The following is a 20,007-nucleotide window of genomic DNA, read 5'->3' on the forward strand; positions in this document are numbered from 1 at the left end:
GCTTGGCTAACGGGAGCCGGGGGGCGGATGTTGTGAACTCCCTGGCGAACGGGCGCGTATAGCGCAGGATGCTGTTTCGTTTTTCCCTTTCCGGCCCAGCCCTGGCGGCCGTGTTGCTGGGCCTGAGTGCCTGCAACGATTCTCCTTCCTCCCGCGCCGCCGCCACCTCGGGCGCGCCACCCTTCGTGGCCGCCGATGGCACGCCGGTGGGCGCTCCGGGCGGACAGTCGGTAGCGACCCAGGCCACCGCGCCTACGGCCCCCTCCGGCGCCCCTCTCCCCGATTCGCTGCATCTGGTGAGTCCGGGGCAGGCCGGCCGCCTGAAGCTGGGGATGTCGGAGGCCCGCCTGCGGGAACTGGTGCCGGCCGCCCGGCTCAGGGCTACCACCTACCAGGACCAGGGCCGCACCTTGCCCGCCTACGAGCTGCTCGACGCCGCCCGGCCCGACGCCCCGGCTACCGTGCTGCACCTGATGGCGGCCCCGGGCGGGGGCTGGCAGGTGCGGCGCATCCGGATCCTGGATCCGCAGTATCGCACCGCCGAGGGCATCGGGGTGGGTTCTCCGTTCGGGGCGGCCCGCCAGAACCTGGGCCTCACGCGCATCCGCAACACGCCCGCCGGACTGGCTGCCGTCTCGGGAGAGGTGCAGATGGCCTGGGTTATCGACCCCAACTCGCTGCCCCCCAGGCCGCCGGAAAACATGGAGTCGGCCGACATTCCGCCCGCCGCCCGTATCACCGCCATTCTGCTCTACCGCTAAGCCCGAATATTCAAAAATTGCACTACGCTGCAAATAGTGTACTTTGGCAGACCGAAGGCACCTCCGCTTACGGTTTCTGTTGCATTATACTCCTCCCCGCCCCCGCCGGACCGACCGCCCATGGCTCTGTTTGAAAACCGCTACCGCACCCACGATTTCGGCCTGCTCATTCTGCGCGTCGGCATTGGCATCATGTTCACCATCCACGGCTACCCTAAACTCACGGGCGGACCGGCTGCCTGGGCCGAGGTGGGCGGGGTGATGAAGCTGGTGGGTCTGGATTTCGCCCCGGCGTTCTGGGGGTTTCTGGCGGCCGTGGCCGAAGCCGTGGGCGGGCAGCTGCTGGCCCTGGGCCTGTTCTTCCGCCTGGCCTGCGTACTGCTGCTGGGCACCATGCTTATGGCGACCGTGATGCACCTGAACGCCGGCGACGGATTCAGCGGTTACTCCCACGCCCTGGAGTCGGCCTTGCTGTTCCTGGGCCTGGCCTTCGCCGGCCCCGGCAAGCTCAGCCTCGATCAGCTCCTGTTTCCCGGCCCGCGGCGGCTGTATTAGAGCTTAGAGCTTAGAGCTTAGAGCTTAGAGCTTAGAGCTTAGAGCTTAGAGCTTAGAGGCTACGGCCCTGGCGGGTAGGGTTGCGGTGGCAGCGTATAATTGATACTGAATTGGGGAAAAGACGCCCGCTGTCGTGCCGGAACCGGCGGCGCGTTTCACGGGAACCAGCCGGCGCGGCTGCCGGGAAATGCGCGGAGTTGCCCATCTTTACTTCGCACGCTACTTCTGTTCTATGCTCCCGCCCTCCCTGCTTTCCGCTGCCCTGCTTGCCGCTGCCCTGCTTGCCGCCCTGGTGCTGACCTCGCCCCCCGCCCCCGCCGCGCCGGGGCCCGACTGGCGCACGCCTTTCGAGCTGGGCAATGGTAACCAGACTACCACCCACGAAGAGTGCATCCGCTACTACCAGCGGCTGGCAGCAGCCTACCCTGAAATCCAGCTCCGCGAGGCCGGCAGCACCGACAGCGGCCGGCCCCTGCACGAAGTAGTCGTGTCTCTGGATGGCGACTTTGATGCGGCCTCTTTGCGGGCCAAGGGCCGGCGCATCGTGTTTATCCAGAACGGCATTCACCCCGGCGAACCGGAGGGCATTGACGCGAGCATGCTGTTGGCCCGCGACTACGTGCAGCAGAAAAACCTGCGCCGCCAGCTTACCGATGTGGTGCTGGTCATCCTCCCGATCTACAACGTAGACGGGGCCCTGAACCGCAACAGCACCACCCGCACCAACCAGAACGGGCCGGAGAGCTACGGCTTCCGGGGCAACGCCCGCAACCTCGACCTGAACCGGGACTATATCAAGCAGGATTCGCGCAATGCCCGCTCGTTTGCGGCCTTGTTCCAGCGCTGGCAGCCCGACGTGTACGTGGACACGCACACCTCCAACGGGGCCGACTACCAGTACACGATGACGCTCATTGCCACCCAGAAGGACAAGCTGCACCCGGCCCTCAGCCAGTACATGCAACAGCAGCTGCTCCCGGCCCTGTACGGGGGCATGGAGCGCCAGAAGTGGTACCTGACGCCCTACGTGGACTTTCAGGGTCGCACGCCCGACGCCCGGGGCCTGGTGGGCTTCCTCGAAACGCCGCGCTACTCCACCGGCTACACCACCCTGTTCAACACCATCGGCTTCGTCACGGAAACCCACATGCTCAAGGCGTATACGCCCCGGGTAAAAGCCACTTATGATTTTCTGGCGCTGCTTATCAACACCACCCACCAGCAGGCCACCGCTCTGGGAGAGGCCCGTGCCACGGCGGCCCGCCAGAGCCGGCAGCAGCAGCAGTTTCCGCTGGGCTGGACGCTGGATACTACGCAGGTTGAGCAGTTTACTTTTCGCGGGTTTGCGGGCAAAACCAGGGCCAGTGAGGTGAGCGGGCAGCCCCGCCTCTACTACGACCGCACTGCGCCCTTCACCAGGGCCATTCCCTACTACAACACCTTCCGGCCCACCACCACCGTGCAGCGGCCCCGGGCCTACGTGCTGCCCCAGGCCTGGGGCGAGGTAGCGGAGCGCCTGCGCCTCTCGGGCGTGCAGTTGCGCACGCTCTCCATGGATACCGTCATCAACGGCGAAGGCTACTACATTCAGGACTACAAAACCGGCCAACGGCCCTACGAGGGCCACTACCTCCACTCCCAGGTGCAGGTGCGCCCGGTGCAGCAGCCCCGCCAGTTTCTGCGCGGCGACTACTACATTTCCCTAGCCCAGCCCGCCGCCCGCTACCTCATCGAAACCCTCGAACCCCAGGCCACTGACTCGTTTTTCGCCTGGGGCTTCTTCGATAGTATGCTGCAGCAGAAGGAGCATTTCTCCGATTATGTCTTCGAGGACGTGGCCGCGGCCCTGCTGCGCCGCCGGCCCGAGCTGCGTGCCCAGCTCGACGCCAAAAAGCAGCAGGACCCCGCCTTTGCCGCCAACGCCGCCGCCCAGCTCGACTGGGTTTACCGCCAATCCGACCACTACGAGCCCACTCACCTGCGCTACCCGGTGCTGCGGGTGCTGTAGAATGAGTGAATGAGTGAGTTGGTGAATGAGTGAACCGTACTGTCATCCTGAGCAGCGTGCAGAATCCAGGACTGTCAACGGTAAAGTAGGCCAGAATACTCCGGTCAGAATGACAGCACAACTCACTCATTCACCAATTCACTCATTTATCCCCGAGCGAATTGGCGTAGTTCACCAAGTAGGCCAGTTCGCGGGGGTCGGTGTAGCTGAGGCGGTTGGCTTTGGCGTACTGCTCCAGCTGGCGGGCGTGGGCGCGGAAGTAATTGGGCAGGTCCTTTTTGGGGTTGCGCAGGGGCCGCACCTCCCCGCCGGGCAGGCCCAGGTAAAAGTTGTCCTTGACTTCAGTGTAATAGCCGACCGGCCGGCCGGCCGAGGCGCCGTAGCCGTAAGGGCCGCTGTAGGTAATGGGGCGCTCCACGAGGCCCTCCCGGCGCAGCAGCACCACGGGGCCGCCGCTGAGCTGCTCGAAGAAGGCGGGGGCCCGAAAGTCGCTGTAGTCGTTGTCGCGGTTCCAGCGGTAGGTGCGGAACACGCGCGTCAGGTTGGTATCGGCCCGCTCGCGGCGGCGGGGCGGCGGCACCGCGCTGAAGAAGGGGTTGCCGGCGTAGTAGCCCTGCCGCATGGTGTTGAAATCGTCGTAGTAAAACCGCTCCCGGCTCTGGTCGTACTGCTCGCCGCGCACCGCGAAGCTCTGTACGTTCACGGCCGGCAGGGTGCGCACCGTGTTGTCGGGCAGTTCCATGAGCAGGGTTTCCTCGGTGCGGTGCAGCTGCACGGGGCCGCTGAGCGTGTCGCCGGTGCTCAGCAGCACCGTGGCCTCGTTGAAGCGCTGCATAAAGCCCTGCCCACTGCCCCGCTGGGCCTGAGCCAGCAGCGGCAGTAGTAGGCATAAGAGCAGGAGTGCAAATTGACTGGGAGCTGGTTTCATGACTGGAGTACGATGCGCCAGGCTCTGGCAGGTGGGTAGAACGCCCCCGACAGAACACGTATTGGCTCGGGTGGGAAGGGTTGCCGACGCGGCCATCGAAGCCCGCAAGCTTGTTGTCTGATTCTGCCCACAACCCCTGTTTTTGCAACGTCAAATTCCATCGCCACGTTGCTGATGTACACTCCCGCGTAGTCGCCGAACCCGTGGGTATCTCCGCGCAAAGCCAGCCCAGTGCGCCACAGCCTTTCTCAGCTCTGATGGGGTTGACAGATCGGGCATGTATGGCAGCGGCCGTCAGCAACCCGCCCGCACATAATGGGCAGCATTACAGGTAGCATAAGCACGCGCTGGCTCAAAAAATGTGCGTAACCCTACGGTTGCGAGTTGGCGACCAGGGAGTTGGCGTAATTCACCAGATAAGCCACTTCATTGGGTTTGGTAAGCCCCAGATTGTGTTGTCGGGCAAACGCCTGAACCTGCGGAATGACGGCCGGAAAACAATCGTAGAAATCCTGCGGCTTATCGAGCAACACTAGGCTACCATCGGCCAACGAGAGGTAGAGGCCATCCTTCTTATCGACCCACCGCTGGGAAACGCCTCCTCCGGCTATACCGTAGGTGGCTGTTTTCAGCACCAGGGCCTGCCGACGGAGTAGCATAACGGGCCCGGCACTCAACTGCTCAAAGAATCCCAGGGCCCGGAAGTTGCGGTCGGTGGGCGTCTGGCTCCAGTAGCAGGCATGAAATACCCGGGTTGCGGTCGGGGGTAATTCGGCCAGCCGGTGCGCCTCCGCCACCACTGCTTCGAACCGGGGTCGGCCCGGATAATACCCGCGCCGCATCGGGCCGAAATCGTAGAATTTTTTCCGATCAAACGCTTCAGCAGACTGCTCTTGCTGCACCCGGAAATAGCTGATCTGTACGACCGGCACTACCCGCTGGCCCGGCTGGGTCAGAATTACCATGTCTTCGGCCCAGTGCAGCGTAATGGGGCCCTGCAGCTTTTCCCCTGAAGTCAGGGTTACTTCGCCCCACTCAAACTGCTGCGCGAAGCGCTCTGGTTTATACTTTTCGGTGATTTGTGCCTGGCTCTTCAGCTCCGTACACACGGCGCCCAGCACCAGCAGAATGCTTGTGAGATAGTGCTTCACTTGAGGAAATAAATAAATAGAGAATATTACAACGGCGGATAAGCCCCTGCTCATCCGCCGTTGCAAGTTACCGCTAACGACGTGCTTTATCCCGCCGTCGTAGCGGCCGGGTCCGGGTGGGCGCTGCGGTCTTTGTGCAGAATGGTGTGGCCCAGCTTGTCGCGCTTGGTGGTCAGGTAGCGCTCATTGTGCTCGTTGGGCTCCACCTCAATGGCTACCGAATCCACCACTTCCAGACCGTAACCCATCAGGCCGGTGCGCTTGCGGGGGTTGTTGGAGAGCAGGCGCATCTGCGAAATGCCTAGGTCGCGCAGAATCTGGGCGCCCACGCCGTAGTCGCGCTCGTCCATGCCGAAGCCCAGCTCCAGGTTGGCTTCCACCGTGTCGCGGCCCTGCTCCTGGAGCTTGTAGGCCCGCAGCTTGTTGAGTAGCCCGATGCCCCGGCCCTCCTGGTTCATATACACGATAACGCCGCGTCCTTCGCGCTCAATCTGCTGCATGGCGCGGTGCAGCTGGGGGCCGCAGTCGCAGCGGCAGGAGCCGAAGATGTCGCCCGTCACGCAGGAGCTGTGCACCCGCACCAGCACGGGCTCCGGCCCCGAAATATCGCCCTTCACCAGGGCCAGGTGCTGGGCGCTGTTGCTGTGCTGGGTGTAGGCAATCAGGTCGAAGTCGCCGTAGTCGGTGGGCAGCTGCACCGAAATTTCGCGGGTAATCAGGCTTTCCTTTTCGAGGCGATACCGGATCAGGTCCTGGACCGAAATCAGCTTCAGGTCCCACTTGTCAGCAATCTGGCGCAGCTCGGGCAGGCGGGCCATTTCGCCGTCTTCCTTCAGAATTTCCACCAGCACCCCGGCCGGCTCGAAGCCTGCCAAGCGGGAGAGGTCGATGGCCGCCTCGGTGTGGCCGGCGCGGCGCAGCACGCCTTCCTTGCGGGCCTTGAGGGGGAAAATGTGGCCCGGCTTGCCCAGCTCTTCGGGCTTGGTGTCGGGGTCGATGAGGGCCAGAATAGTTTTGCTGCGGTCGGAAGCCGAAATGCCGGTGGTTACGCCGTTTTTGAGCAGGTCGATGCTCACAGTGAACGGGGTGGAGTGCAGGGCCGTGTTGCGGCCCACCATCAGCTCCAGGCCCAGTTCCTCACAGCGCTGCTCGATAAGCGGGGCGCACACCAGGCCGCGGCCGTGGGTGGCCATGAAGTTGATGACCTCGGGCGTGGCGCAGCGGGCGGCGCAGATAAAGTCGCCCTCGTTCTCCCGGTCTTCGTCGTCAACTACTACTACGACTTTGCCGGCGCGGATATCGGCAATGGCGTCTTCAATGGAATCAAGCATGAATCGCGGATTATGCGGATTAAAGGGATAACGCGGATTCCGGAACTGGCCCCGAAGCGGCCGCGAAAGTGCTGTTACAACCCGTAACGGTGCCGCGAAGTTACGAATTGGCGTCGCAGCGCCCCAGGTAAATCCGGCCGCCCTCCGGCCAGCGGTTCGGCCCCTTACCGGCAACAGCACTTTTTCAGCAAAGAATATGATTTAATTATTTATACATTTGAATTAACCTATATGATTTTCTTCCGCTTCTCTCCTCCCAGCCCCTATGAAATCACTCTTCCCCTGGCTGGCCGGCGCCCTGCTGCTGACCACCGGCTGCGAACAGGCCCAGCAAGCCAAACAATCCTACGACACGCTCAGCCAGGTGAGCAAAATGAGCCAGAACGCCGAAACCGCGCTCAACGAAGCCAAAACCCAGCGTGAGCAGCGCCGGCAGCGCGGCGACACCGTTTCGTTGCCTTACAAGGAGCTACAGCAGTTTCTGCCCGCCTCCCCGGGTGACTACACCGCCGCGGCGCCAAGCGGGGAATCCACCAAAGCGGCCGGCCTCTCGTTTTCCACCGCCACCCAGAAATTCACCCGCGGCGACGCCACGCTGGAAGTCAGCCTGACCGACTACAACGGGGCCCAGGACGTGTACCAGGGCGTGGCTGCCATGTTTGCCCTGGGCCTGGAGCAGGAAAACGACGAGCAGCTGGTCCGCCCCAGTCAACTCAGTATCGATGGAATCAAAGGCATGGAAACCTTTCACAAGCAGGACGGCCGCGCCGAGCTGGTACTGACCGCCGGCGGCCGCTTCTTGATAAAAATCGAAGCCAGCCAGCAGAAAGATCTGGATTTCGTGCAGGAAGTCGCCCGCCAAATGCCCCTGGAAAAGCTGGCCGGAATGTGAGAAATGAATAATTCGGGGAATGAGTGAATGAGTGAGCCGGTCGGTCATAGCGAGCGAAGCAACGCAATCCGTCCTTCACTTACTTCTCCACGTCGCCCCATTCAAAAGCCCCTGGCGTCGGCACGTCAGGGGCTTCGGGTTTACTCGGGGCTTGGCTCTGCGTGCAGGACGGATTGCGTCGGCCTCCGGCCTCGCCATAACCGAACGGCTCACTCATTCCTTGCTTCACTCATTCCCCGAATTACTCATTCGCCAGTTCCGTGGCGCGGTGCTGGGCGGCTTTCATGCCGCTGATGAGGGTTTCGGCCAGGTGGCCGGCGCGGAACTCGCGCAGGGCGGCTTCGGTGGTGCCGCCTTTGGAAGCCACGGCGGCAATGAGCTCGTCGGGCGTTTTCTCGGAGGCGTTGAGCAGGTGGTAGGCCCCGAGCATGGTCTGTTTCACCAGCAGGCCGGCCACCGACTCGGAGAAGCCCAGTTCCCGGCCCGCCTGCATCATGGCCTGCACGATGTAGTAGAAGTAGGCCGGCCCGCTCCCGCTCACGGCCGTCACGGCATCGAGCAGGCTCTCGTCTTCCAGAAAAATGGAGCGGCCCGTGGCGTTGAGCAGGTTTTCGACCTGGTGCAGCTGGCTGCGCTCCACCTCCGGCGCAGCCGCAAAGCCGGTTATGCCCATACCCAGCAAAGCCGGCGTGTTGGGCATGGCCCGCAGCACCAGGCGGTGCTGAAGCTCCCGCTGGAGGCGCGCAATCGGGATGCCGGCCATGATGGAAACCACCGTTTGCGCGGGCTGCAGCACGGCCCGCAGGCCGGCCGCCACCTGGCTGAAATCCTGGGGCTTCACGGCTACCAGCACCACGTCGTAGTCGGCCACGGCGGGGCTGAGCTCGGCCACCGGCAGGCCCGGATGCTGGCCGCTCAGCCGCCCGCACTGCTCCGTGTGGCGGCCGATGAGCAGCAGATCGGGCCGGGCCACGAGATTGTAGTGCAGAAAGGCTTTGGCGAAGGCCATGCCCATGTTCCCGCAGCCCAGAATAGCAATTCGAAGTGGTTTCATGGGGAAGTTCAGGGAAGATTTGAAAGGGAAGAATACCGGAGCACCCGACGCTGCCTGGTGGTCTATCCGACTTGTCGCGGGCTGGTCAACCGCCCGCCGGCCAGACAAAGCAGTGGCGGCGGTCTGGCTGGCCCGTACTCATCGCGCAGACCAGCCGAACCGTCAATTGCTCGTTGAAAATAACATTTCCAGCGTATTGGTGGCGGCTTCCCAGTTGTAGTGCTGCTGCACAAACCGGCGGCCCTGCCGGCCCAGCTCGGTGGCGGCGGCGGGGTTGCTGAGCAGACCGCTAAGCAGGGCAGCCAGCTCCGGGGCCGACTCACCCACCAGCAAATCCTGGCCGGGGCGGCCGCGCAGGGCGTTGTTGGCCAGCGGCGTCGTCATGCAGGGGCGCTCCATAGCCATGGCTTCCAGCAGCTTGTTCTGCAGGCCGGTGCCCACGCGCATGGGGGCCACAAACACCCGCGCGGCGGCGTAGGCGTCGCGGATATCGGGCAGCCGGCCGCTGACCGTGACGGCGTCCGAAGCCAGGGCCTGCACCCGCGCCGCGGGCGTAGTGCCCGCAATCAGCAGGCGGGCTGCGGGATGCCGCTGGCGCACCAGCGGCAGGATTTCTTCGGCCAGAAACACGGCGGCATCCACATTGGGATAGTAGCTCATGTTGCCGCAGAACAGCAGTTCGTACGTGGGCTGGGTAGCCCGGGGCTGGAAAAACTGCGTGTCGATGCCGTTGAGCACCACCTGAATCTGCTGGCGGCCGGGATGCTGAATAAGCTGGCGGTCCTGGTCGGAAATGATGGTGTGGTGGCGGAACCAGTCGAACACCCGGGCCTCGTAGGCGCGCAGGCGGCGGCCTTCGCGCAGCCAGAGGGGCCGTTGCCAGAGCGGTGCCTTTTCGGCCCGGCGCAGCATGCCCTCGGAAAACACGTCCATATAGTCGAGCGTCATGGGCAGGTGCGGGGCGTGGGCGCGCAGGTAGTGCGCCATCCGGATCAGCTGGCAATACACGTGCGCGGGCCGGAACTGGCGGATCAGGGCGTCGAGGTGGCCCTGGGCCGTGCGGTCGTGAAAGTAGCCCACTTGCAGCGGCAGCCCCTGGGCCAGGGCGCGGGTCATGTTCAGGGCAATGCCCGGGCGGCGGAGGTAGTGCACGTGCAGGCCCCCGGTGCACAGCGGCAGCACGGCCGCACGGTCGGCACTTGTCACCGGCTCGTCTGAGAGAGCAAACAGGCAAATTTCGTGGCGGCGGGCCAGGTGGCGCAGCTGATGGTAGGCGCGCAGCTTGTCGCCCTTGTCGAGCGGGTACGGAAACCGGGACAGCAGTACGAGAAGCTTCATCGGGGGCAAACTTACGCGGTTTCGGCGCGGCGCTGGCGCACGACGCTGTACAGATCCACAAAGCTCTCCACCACCCGGCCGTTGTCGTAGAGGCGGGCAATGGTGCGGGCGGCTTCCGCCCCGATGGCCGCCGCGCCCAGCTCGCCGCGGTGGTAGCGGCCCAGCGCCGCCAGCCAGTCGGCCGCCGAATCGGCCACCACAATATCGAAGCCGGGCCGCACGTGAATGCCTTCGGCCCCGAGGGTGGTGCTCAGAATGCACTTGCCCAGGGCCATGCCCTCAATGATTTTGATGCGCATGCCGCCCCCGCTCAGCAGGGGCACCAGCATCAGCTCGTACTGCTGCATAAACGCCGCCGCCGACTCCACGAAGCCGTGGACCGTAATGCCGGGCACCTGCAGCTGCATGAAGCGCTCGGGCAGGTTTTTTCCGGCCAGGTGCAGCTCCAGGCCTGGAAACTGCTGATGCGCCGCGGGCCAGACTTCGCGCAAAAACCAGTCGAGGCCCTCCTGGTTGGGCAGCCAGTCGAAGGAGCCAATCATGAACAGGGTGCGCGGCCGGGGCCGCAAAGTGGGGTCGCGGCGGAAGCGGTTCAGGTCCACGCCCGCGGGCACGAACACCACCGGCTCGGGGCAGCCCAGCCGGCGCAGGCGCTGCTGGTCGGGTTCAGTGATGGCGGCCAGGGCGTCGAAGCGGGGCATCATCTGCTGCTCGAAGCGGCGCAGGCGCCCGGCCAAATGCCCCAGGTAGTAGCGCTTGAGCGGGTTACGGGTGCGGGCAGCCAGCATCTGCCAGATGGTGTGCTCCAGGTTGTGGGCCCGCAGCACCACCGGCACCCCGGGCGCCAGCCGCCGGATGGCCGCCTCGTACCAGGCCACGAACGTACCCTCCAGCTGCACCACATCGAACTGTTCCCGGGCCAGCAGCTCCGCCAGGGCCGTTTCCACGGCCTCGCTCACGAACCGCTCCACGTTGTAGGGCAGCTCCCCGATCAGCAGGTTGTGCAGAGCTTTGCCTGGCGAGAGGCGCGTATCCACGTCCACGGTCAGCAGGCGCACGTTGGGGCCGAGGTGGTCGAGGACGGTGGCGGGCTGGTGGTGCTTGGGCGTGTTGAGGGCCAGCACCGTCACGCGGTGGCCGGCGCGGGCTAGGCCGGCGGCCACGTCGTACATGGCAATGGCCCCGCCATCGGTGGGCGGATACGGAACGCGCGGGCAGATTTGGAGGATGTGCACGAAAGGAGAGCAGCGGAAGGGAAGCAGCAGCGGAGGTAGCCCGTAAAACTACGAAAGAAGCCCATCCGGCCACGTGTCGGCGGCCGGCTCCGGCCCCCGCGCCCCCGCAACGGCAGCGCCGGCGGAGCGGGGGCGCCAAATCGACCTGCGAAAAATCCGGAACCTATATTCCGGAAATCGAAAAATAAGTTCCGGATTTTTCGGCGGTGGGCGGGCCGTCTATACCAGCCGGAACGAGTCCATGAGCTTGACGATTTGCTCCTCGGTGCCCAGAAACAGGAATACGTCGCCGGGGCCGGGCACCATGTCGGCGGGGGGGCTAATGGTGAACTCGCCGGCCTGGTGGCGCAGACCGATGACGGTGGCCCCGGTGCGGGAGCGCACGTCGAGCTCCCGGATGCTGCGGCCGCGCAGCTCAGGACGTAGTTCCTCGGTGCGCAGCTCCTCCAGGCGCAGGCGGTGGGGTCCGAGGCCCGAAATCATGTCGAGGAAGCGGATGACCTCGGGGCGCATGATGAGGTTGGCCATGTGGGAGCCCCCGATTTCGTCGGGCATGACCACCGAATCGGCCCCGGCCCGGAGCAGCTTGGTTTCCGAGCTTTTGAGGCTGGCCCGGGCCACGATGGTGATGTTGGGCGACAGCTCGCGGGCCGTGAGGGCCACGAACACGTTGTCGGCATCCTTGGGCAGGGTGGTGATCAGGGCGCGGGCCCGCTCCACGCCGGCGGCGCGCAGGCTGTCGTCCAGCGTCGCGTCGCCGTAAACGGCCGCAATGCCTTCCGGGGTCGTGTCGAGCTCTTCCTTGAGCAGGGTTTCGTTCTGCTCCACCACCACCACCTTGGCCCCGCTGGCGCGCAGCTCCTGGAAGGCTTTGCGGCCGTTGCGGCCAAATCCGCACACAATCACGTGGTCGGAATAGCTGCGGATTTCCTGGTCGTTTCTGAGCATGGCGAACATGTTGCGCAGGCCCCCGTCGAAGATGTAGGTGGTGAGCACCGACAACAGGTAGGCCAGCATCAAAAGGTTGAAGAAGATGTAGAACGAGACGAACAGCCGTCCCAGGGGCGAGAGCGGGTGCAGCTCGCCGAAGCCGACCGTGGAGACGGTAATCATCGTCATGTAGAGCGCGTCGACGAAGCTGAACCGCTCGATCCACATGAAGCCGGCAATGCCCACGGCAAAGCTGCTGGCCGTGAGCACCAGCGCCCCCACAAAACGACTCAGGTTGAAGCGGTTCCAGATGTCGCGCACGTAGCGCAACAGCGCAGATTTGGGCGGTTGAACGGCGGAAGGCATACGGTGGTAAAAGGGCGGCACTGCGCAAGGTCGCCACGTTCGGGCGGATTGGCAAGGCCGCGGACGGCGGGCACGGGGCGGCTACAACCCCAGGCGGGGGATGACGGTGCCCAGCATGTTGGCCAGCTGGTTGTCCATCTGCTTGAGCAGGTGAATGGTTTGCAGATTTTCCATGAGCGTGGCCTCGTCGGCGGGGTGGCGCAGGGCTTCGAGGCGGACGGCCAGCTCGCGCTCCACGTTCACTTTGTTGAGGCGCAGAATGGCGTTGTCGCAGGCAATCTGGAGCTGATCCACCTCCCGGGGCACGTGAATCTGGTGGGTGGTCCAGTTGGGGCTGAGCTCGTATTTTTCGGTGGCCAGCTCGGCCACCACGCTGCGGATATCGGAGCGGCCGTGCTGGATGAGGGTGCGCACCTCGGGCCAGCGGCCCTGCTCCAGCTCCTGGCGGCACAGGTGCAGCATGTCGGCGTAGATGCCGGTTTTGAAGGGCGTCTCGTCGAGCTGCTCGAGCAGGTACTGGGCCACGGCCAGATCGGGGGTGAGGGGCTGGGCCGAGTAGAGCAGCAGCAGGCGCACCACCTCCCGCTCGCACTGCTCCACCACGTCGGGCACGGGCTCCAGGTCCTCGCGGCTGATGGTGCCCAGGTCGCCGCCGCCGCCCATCAGGTCCTCCGGCGAGGCCCCGTACATCAGGGCTTCGGCCTCTTCTTCGGGGCTGAGCTGGTTGTTGGTTGCTGGTTGCTGGTTGTTGGCTTTGTTCGGGTAGCTGGCCCCGCTCCCACTGCTGCTGCTACTCGTGCTGGTGCTGCCCTGGCCGCCGGGGGCCTTGCTGGTGGCGTTGCGCACCAGCTTGTTGTACTCCGTAATGAGCACCTGCTCGTCGATGCCGAAGGCCTGGGAAGTCTGCTGCAAAAACACCTGCCGCTTGATGGGGTCGGGCACCTTGGCAATGCTCTGGAGCACCTCCCGGATGGCCTCGGCCTTCTTTACCGGGTCGTGGGCCGCCTCGCGGCTTACCAGGTCAGTTTTGAACTGGATGAAGTCCTGGCTGGCGCCGTCCAGGTGCTCCTTGAAGCGCTGGTCGCCCACTTTGCGGATGTAGCTGTCGGGGTCGTCGCCGTCGGGGAAGAGCACCACGCGCACGTTCAGGCCGCCTTCCAGCAGCATATCGATGCCGCGCAGCGAGGCCCGGATGCCGGCCGCGTCGCCGTCGTAGAGCACCGTCACGTTGTCGGTGTAGCGCTTGATGAGGCGGATCTGGCCGTCGGTAAGCGAGGTACCCGACGAGGCCACCACGTTCTTGATGCCGCCCTGGTGCAGACTCAGCACATCGAGGTAGCCTTCCACCAGGTAGCACAGCTCCTCCGAGCGGATGGGCTGGCGGGCCTGGTAGAGGCCGTAGAGCACATCCGACTTGTGGTAAATCTCCGACTCGGGCGAGTTGAGGTACTTGGCGGTCTTGTCGTTGGGCTTGAGCGTGCGCGCCCCGAAGCCGATGACGCGGCCCGAGATGTTGTGAATCGGGAACATCACCCGGCCCCGGAACCGGTCGTAGCGGCGGCCGGTGTCCTGGCCCTGGTCGTCTTCGCGGCGCACCACGAGGCCGGTTTTCTCCAGGTACTTCAGCTCGAAGCCCGCCGCCGTGGCCGATTTCAGCAAATCGTCCCACTGATCCAGGGAGTAGCCCAGCTCGAAGGTTTTGATGGTGGCCTGGTTGAGGCCGCGCTGCCGGAGGTAGCTCCAGCCGATGCTCTGCCCTTCCTCGTTGTCCTGCAGCAGCTTATGGTAGTGGTCCTTGGCCCAGTTCGAGACGATGAACTGGGAGTCTTTTTCGTTCTGGGCCAGCTGCTGCTCGGGCGTCTTTTCCTCTTCCTGAACGTCGATGCCGTACTTTTTGGCCAGGTACTTCAGGGCCTCCACGTAGCTGGTGCCCTCGATGTCCATGATGAACTGCACCACCCCGCCGGCCTTGCCGCAGCCGAAGCACTTGTACAGGCCCTTGGCCGGGGCCACCGAGAAGCTCGGCGACTTTTCGTGGTGAAATGGGCAGCAGGCCCACATATTCTGGCCCTTGCGCTTGAGGCTCACGAAGTCGCCCACCACCTCCACAATGTCGGCGTGGTGGATAATCTGGTCGACGGTTTCTTTGGGGATACGGGCCAAGGCGGTGCGGGCAACAGGGGTAGCAGCGGAACAGAACTACAAAGGTAGGCAGGAACCGCCGCGAAGTGGTAGGGTGAAAGAACGTCATGCTGAGCTTGCCGAAGCATCTCGCGTGCTGATGTTGCCAAATAGAACGGCAACCGCTCCGTAGCCCAGGGTTTAAACCCTGGGCTAGTGAAGTAACGTCAGCACGCGAGATGCTTCGGCAAGCTCAGCATGACGTTCAGTTTGTGTTCCTAAACCACTCCCCCCCCTTATCCCAGCAGCGGCTTCACCCGCTCGCCCAGCAGCTCGATGGCGCGGAGTAGCTTTTCGGGGGCCAGGTCGGCGTTGTCCATCTGGAACGTGACGCGGCTCACGCCGCCCAGCGACTCGGCGTGGCGCAGAATCTTGGCGGCCACTTCCTCGGGGTTGCCGACCAGCAGCGCGCCGCGCGGGCCGCGCTGGGCCTCGAAGTGGCCGGGCGTGACGGGCGGCCAGCCCCGCTCCCGCCCAATGCGGGTGAACGTGCGGGCGTAGCCGGGGTAGTAGTCGGCCACGGCCTGTTCAGATGTTTCGGCCACGTAGCCCAGGGAATGCAGGCCCACCTGCAGCTGCTCGGGCGCAAAACCGGCCTTCCGGCCTGCCTCCCGGTACAAATCAACCAACGGCCGGAAACGGTGGGTTTCGCCCCCAATGATGGCGACCATCAGCGGCAGCCCCATGGCCCCGGCCCGCACAAACGACTCGGGCGTACCGCCGACGCCGCGCCAGATGGGCAGCTGCGCCTGCATGGGCCGCGGGTACACGGCCTGCCCCGTCAGGGCCGGCCGGAACCGCCCCGACCAGCTCACCTGCTCCTGGTCGCGGATCTGGAGCAGCAACGCCAGCTTTTCCTCGAACAGGGCGTCGTAGTCGTGCAGGTTCAGGCCGAAGAGCGGGAAGGCTTCGGTGAAGGAGCCGCGGCCCACCACCAGCTCGGCCCGACCGTGGCTGAGCAGATCCAACGTAGAAAACTGCTGGAACACCCGCACCGGATCGGCGGCGCTGAGCACGGCCACGGCGCTGCCCAACCGGATACGGCTGGTGCGGGCGGCCGCCGCGCCCAGAATCACGGCCGGCGCCGAATCGAGGAACTCGCGGCGGTGATGCTCGCCGATGCCGAAGAAATCCAGGCCCACCTGGTCGGCCCGCTCGATGCGCTCCAGGAGCTGGCCCAGGGCTATGGCGTTGTCGGAGGCGGTGCCACCCGTGGGGGCCGCGGCGAAGCTATCGATACCAAGCTGCATGAGGGAGGAATTGCTAGTTGTCCGTTGTCAGGGCTAAAGCTACGGCCTGCTTAGCAACGGACAACTGGTGGTTCGCTGAACGATGTAGAGACGCGACACTTCGCGTCGCGTCGTTGAACGACCGGGGCCGCGCCGACTAAACAACGTCAGCAACGACGAGACGCGAAGTGTCGCGTCTCTACACCGTTCAGCGGCTCAGAACGGCAGTAGCGTGAACTTTGTAGTTCGCGTCCCAGAACGACAACCTCCAGAGCGGCGCGGGGACGCGAACTACAAAGTTCGCGCTACTGGTGCCGGGGCTAGATATTGTGGCTGGCGGTGGTTTCGGGGATGATGACCACGTAATCGTAGTTCATAATGGTCGTCAGCAGCTCGGAACTGCTGACTTTCAGCTGGTCGCGGAGCAGGGCGCGGCGCAGAGGGCGCACGTCGAACACCTGCCAGGCCGCGCCGGCCGGCGTGGCGGCCACAAAGGGCCGGACCATGTCGGTGTCAGCGTTGGAATACGTGGCCACGTTCTTACTGAAATCCTGCAAGTTGAAGCCGCTGGTCTGGGTGCCCTGCTTGCCGATGATGAAGATATGCAGCGACTTTTGGTCCTGCATTTCGGCCAGGTTCAGGGCCAGGTTGCCCACGTCGTACACGCCGCCCGTAAAGCTGGCCCCGCGCCCCATGTGGCCGGCCCCGAACTTGAAAAGCATTTTGGGCAGCGGCTGGCCCGGCTGCTGGTAGGCGGGCAGCTCGGCCAGCAGGTTGCGGCGCATCAGGTTCACGCGGTCCTGGTGGCTCTGGAAACCGGTTTTGGGCTGAATAGCGGTCTGGTTGATATGAACGCTGGTAATATACTCCTGCACCATGCGCTGCACTTCCGGACTTTCCTGGCGGGCCAGGGCCGTGAGGCTATCCAGGGTGGCCGGCGTGTGGCGGTACACCATCAGCTGGCCAGGGTCGGTGCCCATTACGGCCCGATTGTGGGCCTGGTAGGCCGCGCCCCGCTGCCGCAGGTACGCCGCCGACTGCTTGTTTTTGGTTTTTTCAGCCAGCAGCGCGTAGAAGCGGCCCGGCGCGAAAAATCCCACCTGCTCCAGCCCCACAAGGGCCGTGTTCTGGGCCCGCAGCGCCCGGGCCAGCTCAAACTCCTCGGCCCAGCTGTAGAAGGAAAGTCCCATTGGATACTGCCGCTCAACGGCCACGGGCAGGCCGGGCTGGGCGGCCAGCCGCGTCAGGTCGCGGGCCTGGTATTTATCAATTTCGGCCACGAAGACCTTCGGCCGGAGCACCTGGGCTACGGCCTGGGTGAACTGCGGAATCTGGGCCATGCCGTGGTCTTCGCCCACCAGCACCACCTGGCTTTTCTCGATGTCCTGCCGCAGCTTATCCCAGCCCGGGCCGGAAAACTGGGTGCCCTGTTGCTCCAGCGCCAACTGGTGTTGGTGGGTGAGACGGGTGAGCGTGCTGTCCTGGGCCTGAGCCTGCAGGTTGAACAGGCTGATCAGAGCAAAGCCGGCGGCCAGGCGCAAACGGCGGGTGGTAACGTGCAAGCGAAGCGGCATACGCAGGGAAGAATACATGACTAATAAAGCGGATATTAAGAGAAGCCACGAAGATAGCGGGGGATTGCGCGCGGCCAAATCCGGCCCGCAGTTGCGGATGGCCAGCTGGACGCGCTATGGAAACCAGGCCCCGCAACCGCCGCCCCGGTTTCCGGGTTATCTTTGCGCTTTGCATCCGCACTTTCTTCGCTGACTATATCCCATGGCAACTATTACCAAAGAAGCCGTTCTCAAGGCCCTGAGCTACGTGGAGGAGCCCGACCTGGGCAAGGACCTCGTGACGCTCAACATGATTGAGGACGTGCAGATTGAGGGCCGCCGCGTGTCGTTCACGGTGGTGCTCACCACGCCCGCCTGCCCCCTCAAACAGCTCATCCACGACGCCTGCGAGCGGGCCATCCACACCATGGTGGACAAGGACGCCGAGGTGGTGATTGTGATGACCTCGCGCGTGACCACCATGCGCCAGAACCGCGACCTGCTGCCCGGCGTGAAGAACATCATTGCCATTGCCTCGGGCAAGGGCGGCGTGGGCAAAAGCACCGTCACGGCCAACCTGGCCATTGCGCTGGCCAAAACCGGCGCCAAAGTGGGCCTCGTGGACGCCGATATCAGCGGCCCCAGCATGCCGCTGATGTTTGGCGTGATGGACGCTCGCCCCCACGTATTCCAGGGCGAGGACGGCAAAAACCTCATCCAGCCGGTAGTGGCCCACGGCGTGAAGCTGATGAGCATCGGCTTCCTGGCCCCGGCCGAGTCGGCCATTGTGTGGCGCGGCCCGATGGCTTCCTCGGCCCTCAAGCAGTTCATCACGGAAGTGGACTGGGGCGAGCTGGACTACCTGCTCCTCGACATGCCCCCCGGAACCTCCGACATCCACCTGACCATGGTGCAGACGGTGCCCGTCACCGGCTCGCTCATCGTGACCACGCCCCAGAAAGTAGCCCTGGCCGACGCCGAAAAGGGCCTGCAGATGTTCCGCCTGCCGCAAATCAACGTGCCGGTGCTGGGCATTGTGGAGAACATGGCCTGGTTTACGCCCGCCGAACTGCCCGACAACAAATACTTCATCTTCGGTGAAGGCGGCGGCGTAGGGCTGGCGGCCAAGCACGAGGTGCCGCTGCTGGGCCAGATTCCGCTGGTGCAGAGCATCCGCGAAAACGGCGACCAGGGCACGCCCGCCATCCTGCAGGACGGCACGCCGGCCGCCGAGGTCTTCGCCCAGCTGGCCGAGGAGCTGGCCCGCCAGGTGAGCATCCGCAACGCCGTAGCCCCGAAAACCAACATCGTGGAGATGAAGTCGTAATTGGCTGAACGGCACCTAGAACGTCATGCTGAGCTTGTCGAAGCATCTCGCGTGCTGACGTTGCCAAAGTAATCCAACATCAGCACGCGAGATGCTTCGACAAGCTCAGCATGACGTTCTATATAGCTACCAACCCCTGAACTTCTCCCCGCTCCGGCCGGTTTACCGTAGCGTCGGGCGAATGTTCTACCTTTGCTTTCGTATTGCCGACGCTGGCGGGCACTTTGCCGCCCACCCAGCGTAAAACCCGTGAAATCCCCGTTATGACCGTATCGCCCACCGTGGAAACCCATCCGCTCCTGCCCCGCATCGAACAGGCCCTGGATACCATCCGGCCCTACCTGGCCGCCGACGGAGGCAACGTGCGCGTGCTGGAAATCACCGACGACATGGTGCTGCGCCTGGAGCTGCTCGGCGCCTGCGGCACCTGCCCCATGTCGCCGATGACGCTGAAAGCCGGCGTGGAGGAATCGGTGAAGAAGGCCGTGCCCGAAATCCGCGCCGTGGAGGCCATCAACCTCACGCCTATGTCGGCCCAGCCCGCCGGCCAGACCGGCCACCCCCAGTCGCCCGCGCCGGTACCCACTCCGCAGTTCTAAGCTTCTTACGTTACATACAGTAGCGCCCCGCTCCTGCCGGTTTCCGGTTGGGGCGGGGCGCTGTGGTATTTGAGACTTTTTAATTATTTATGGCCATCACTAGATTATGGTTTAAAGCTTTCAAATTCTCTGTCGTAACAAATAGTAGTCTGCTCGAACAGACCTTTCTTCAAAGCGTCAGCATGAACAGCAGATAACTTTTCAAATCTTCTCTTACGAAGCCTATCGACCTTTCTTAGGCTGTAAAAGCAATATGTCATGTCATACATCATTACAACTTCAACAACATCACAATCTTGCTTCAACTTGATTTCAGCCCATTCCATACCGATAAAGCTAAACAACAGACTATCCACTCCTTGCGAAACAGCAATTTTAAATCGGCCATCCATATCAGTTTTGCCGATTGATTCATTTCTGTGATTAGCAATACTCACCATTGGCAATGTTTCCAGATGCTCAGAAACCACTCTCCCTTGAATGACTCTATTCTGTCCAAAAACTTTCAGGCTTGAAATAATTAGAAACAGCGGCAACAGTACAAACAGTCTCATATAAACGACGCGTTA

At 63.7% G+C, this 20,007-nt stretch carries 17 protein-coding genes; 6 read left to right on the forward strand and 11 right to left on the reverse strand.

The window, feature by feature from the left end; translation table 11 throughout:
* The first annotated feature begins 68 nt into the window (after window positions 1-68).
* From KLP40_RS04795 to KLP40_RS04805, 3 genes are all read left to right on the forward strand, one after another.
* Window positions 69-761, forward strand: coding sequence for a hypothetical protein (locus tag KLP40_RS04795; RefSeq protein ID WP_215592768.1), 693 nt, complete (start codon window positions 69-71; stop codon window positions 759-761).
* Window positions 762-881: 120 nt separating this feature from the next.
* Window positions 882-1,316: a DoxX family protein gene (locus tag KLP40_RS04800; RefSeq protein WP_215592562.1), complete on the forward strand. Its 435-nt coding sequence runs from the start codon at window positions 882-884 to the stop codon at window positions 1,314-1,316.
* A 232-nt stretch (window positions 1,317-1,548) separates the two neighbouring features.
* A complete protein-coding gene (locus tag KLP40_RS04805; RefSeq protein ID WP_246558639.1) occupies window positions 1,549-3,324 on the forward strand; it encodes a M14 family metallopeptidase in 1,776 nt (591 codons plus the stop codon).
* Between the two features lie 142 nt (window positions 3,325-3,466).
* On the opposite strand, the gene KLP40_RS04810 is transcribed toward KLP40_RS04805, so the two are convergent.
* The 3 genes from KLP40_RS04810 to KLP40_RS04820 form a co-directional block, all read right to left on the reverse strand.
* The gene (locus KLP40_RS04810) at window positions 3,467-4,252 is read right to left on the reverse strand and encodes a hypothetical protein (protein WP_215592563.1); all 786 of its coding nucleotides are present in this window, start codon (window positions 4,250-4,252) and stop codon (window positions 3,467-3,469) included.
* A gap of 371 nt (window positions 4,253-4,623) precedes the next feature.
* Window positions 4,624-5,403, reverse strand: coding sequence for a hypothetical protein (locus KLP40_RS04815; RefSeq protein WP_215592564.1), 780 nt, complete (start codon window positions 5,401-5,403; stop codon window positions 4,624-4,626).
* 86 nt (window positions 5,404-5,489) lie between these two features.
* Entirely contained in the window at window positions 5,490-6,734 is a 1,245-nt protein-coding gene (locus KLP40_RS04820; protein WP_215592565.1) for a bifunctional 3,4-dihydroxy-2-butanone-4-phosphate synthase/GTP cyclohydrolase II, read from the reverse strand.
* A gap of 265 nt (window positions 6,735-6,999) precedes the next feature.
* Here KLP40_RS04820 and KLP40_RS04825 point away from each other — a divergent pair, with 265 nt between their 5' ends.
* A complete protein-coding gene (locus tag KLP40_RS04825) occupies window positions 7,000-7,626 on the forward strand; it encodes a hypothetical protein (protein ID WP_215592566.1) in 627 nt (208 codons plus the stop codon).
* 241 nt (window positions 7,627-7,867) lie between these two features.
* Here the strand turns inward: KLP40_RS04825 and proC are convergent, their stop codons facing one another.
* The 7 genes from proC to KLP40_RS04860 all read right to left on the reverse strand — a co-directional run bounded on the left by proC (window position 7,868) and on the right by KLP40_RS04860 (window position 17,533).
* Complete coding sequence (gene proC, locus KLP40_RS04830; RefSeq protein ID WP_215592567.1) at window positions 7,868-8,680, reverse strand: pyrroline-5-carboxylate reductase; 813 nt, start codon at window positions 8,678-8,680, stop codon at window positions 7,868-7,870.
* Between the two features lie 162 nt (window positions 8,681-8,842).
* The gene (locus KLP40_RS04835; protein WP_215592568.1) at window positions 8,843-10,018 is read right to left on the reverse strand and encodes a glycosyltransferase; all 1,176 of its coding nucleotides are present in this window, start codon (window positions 10,016-10,018) and stop codon (window positions 8,843-8,845) included.
* A gap of 11 nt (window positions 10,019-10,029) precedes the next feature.
* Window positions 10,030-11,253: a glycosyltransferase family 4 protein gene (locus tag KLP40_RS04840; RefSeq protein WP_215592569.1), complete on the reverse strand. Its 1,224-nt coding sequence runs from the start codon at window positions 11,251-11,253 to the stop codon at window positions 10,030-10,032.
* A 219-nt stretch (window positions 11,254-11,472) separates the two neighbouring features.
* The gene (locus KLP40_RS04845) at window positions 11,473-12,549 is read right to left on the reverse strand and encodes a potassium channel family protein (protein ID WP_215592570.1); all 1,077 of its coding nucleotides are present in this window, start codon (window positions 12,547-12,549) and stop codon (window positions 11,473-11,475) included.
* 81 nt (window positions 12,550-12,630) lie between these two features.
* Window positions 12,631-14,712 carry a DNA primase gene (gene dnaG / locus KLP40_RS04850; protein WP_215592572.1) on the reverse strand — a complete coding sequence of 694 codons (2,082 nt, stop codon included), beginning with the start codon at window positions 14,710-14,712 and terminating at the stop codon, window positions 12,631-12,633.
* Between the two features lie 254 nt (window positions 14,713-14,966).
* Window positions 14,967-15,980, reverse strand: a complete 1,014-nt coding sequence (locus KLP40_RS04855) for an LLM class flavin-dependent oxidoreductase (protein WP_215592574.1) — start codon at window positions 15,978-15,980, stop codon at window positions 14,967-14,969.
* A 299-nt stretch (window positions 15,981-16,279) separates the two neighbouring features.
* On the reverse strand, window positions 16,280-17,533 hold the full coding sequence (locus KLP40_RS04860; protein ID WP_215592576.1) for a hypothetical protein: 1,254 nt from the start codon (window positions 17,531-17,533) through the stop codon (window positions 16,280-16,282).
* A gap of 202 nt (window positions 17,534-17,735) precedes the next feature.
* On the opposite strand from KLP40_RS04860, the gene KLP40_RS04865 reads away from it, so the two are divergent.
* A complete protein-coding gene (locus KLP40_RS04865; RefSeq protein WP_215592578.1) occupies window positions 17,736-18,839 on the forward strand; it encodes an Mrp/NBP35 family ATP-binding protein in 1,104 nt (367 codons plus the stop codon).
* A gap of 263 nt (window positions 18,840-19,102) precedes the next feature.
* The gene (locus tag KLP40_RS04870; protein ID WP_215592580.1) at window positions 19,103-19,438 is read left to right on the forward strand and encodes a NifU family protein; all 336 of its coding nucleotides are present in this window, start codon (window positions 19,103-19,105) and stop codon (window positions 19,436-19,438) included.
* A gap of 104 nt (window positions 19,439-19,542) precedes the next feature.
* On the opposite strand, the gene KLP40_RS04875 is transcribed toward KLP40_RS04870, so the two are convergent.
* The gene (locus KLP40_RS04875) at window positions 19,543-19,992 is read right to left on the reverse strand and encodes a carboxypeptidase-like regulatory domain-containing protein (RefSeq protein ID WP_215592581.1); all 450 of its coding nucleotides are present in this window, start codon (window positions 19,990-19,992) and stop codon (window positions 19,543-19,545) included.
* Between the last annotated feature and the right edge of the window lie 15 nt (window positions 19,993-20,007).

Source organism: Hymenobacter piscis, from assembly GCF_018760735.1.
In the GTDB taxonomy this organism is placed as follows: domain Bacteria; phylum Bacteroidota; class Bacteroidia; order Cytophagales; family Hymenobacteraceae; genus Hymenobacter; species Hymenobacter piscis.